The sequence below is a fragment of the Aeromonas piscicola genome, assembly GCF_000820005.1.
Taxonomy (GTDB): domain Bacteria; phylum Pseudomonadota; class Gammaproteobacteria; order Enterobacterales; family Aeromonadaceae; genus Aeromonas; species Aeromonas piscicola.
The window spans coordinates 3,682-4,744 of record NZ_CDBL01000084.1 but is presented as its reverse complement, the minus strand read 5'-3'; the positions used below and the strand labels follow the sequence as shown (position 1 = coordinate 4,744).

The window sequence follows — 1,063 nt, the reverse complement described above, 5'->3', positions numbered from 1 at the left end:
AAAGGTGGGTGTCCTGATTTCCCTCGGGAAATAAATTATCGTTTCCACGAGTACTTTGGTAGGCACGCCCCGCCATCAGCGCATATTCAATGTTACTATCCATGTTATTTTTCTCCAAAAATCTGATTGCAAGGGCAATGTTTAGCATCGTACCCTTCTCGTTTGCAATAATTTAAACAAGCGTCAATATCTGGTTGGCGTTTAAATGAGTCATCACTACTCCAATTCCCCTTTCCATCGTGGATCATGACCGGGCAATAACCTGTATAAACTGGTTTTCTCAGAATGCCATTCAATTCAGGTTGTTTGAGACCTCTATTTAACTCTTTCATTAACACTGAATTAATTGGGGATTCATCCAGTAGAATTTTCTCATTAGACTTGGTGATTATCACTAAATTTATGCTATCCAATTCAATGGGAAGTTCTTTCAGCGAAATACGTTGCCATACTTTACTATGGAATTTAAAAATAACATAAGGAGGATTGGGTCTGCCCCATTTATTGTAAGAAAGACATAATGCGGGTTCTGATATAATATATGGAACCCCATTTGATATGTGAAGGGCAAGCGGTGTGAAATTTGCTCTCTTGATATCCTCCCCATACTCATTCTTCCATGAAATATATTCATTAGTATTAGGCATGGTGAATGAAATCGTTTGCTCCTTTATGGGAGGCGATTGCCCTAGTTCGCGGCGACCACCATAACTCTGTGATCTATCTACCATGATCTTGCTACCATCGTGCAGCACGACCTCTTCCTGCCAACTCACAATGTCAGAGGCAGTGCAAGATAGGATGATGCTAAATAAAATAGCGAGCGGCATCATCCAACGCCAAAAAATTTTTTTAAAATTCATTTTCGTCCCCGAGACACATCAGAGTCATTGCTTTAACGCTCTTTATTTTTTGTTGAATGAGCATATTCGTAATCAATCTCACCACATGATCAACCGCGTGTTGCGGTATGGCTGTAGCGTATTTATTCGAAAACCTCTTCGCACGTATCTTATATTTTTCGTTTGAATTTAGTTCAGATAATATCAAAACTGGGACACCC

2 protein-coding genes are annotated in these 1,063 nt (G+C 39.6%); both read right to left on the bottom strand.

Annotation, left to right across the window (positions count from 1 at the left end; translation table 11 throughout):
• Window positions 1-104: 104 nt before the first annotated feature.
• A complete protein-coding gene (locus BN1128_RS25025) occupies window positions 105-863 on the bottom strand; it encodes a hypothetical protein (protein ID WP_082030517.1) in 759 nt (252 codons plus the stop codon).
• On the bottom strand, window positions 853-1,063 hold a 211-nt coding region (locus BN1128_RS26080), incomplete at its 5' end, for a hypothetical protein (protein ID WP_209428609.1). The genes BN1128_RS26080 and BN1128_RS25025, both read right to left, overlap by 11 nt.

What these genes read in the sequence shown, in the direction of transcription:
- BN1128_RS25025 (WP_082030517.1), bottom strand. Translation starts at nt 863, where the DNA reads ATGAATTTTAAAAAAATTTTTTGGCGTTGGATGATGCCGCTCGCTATT.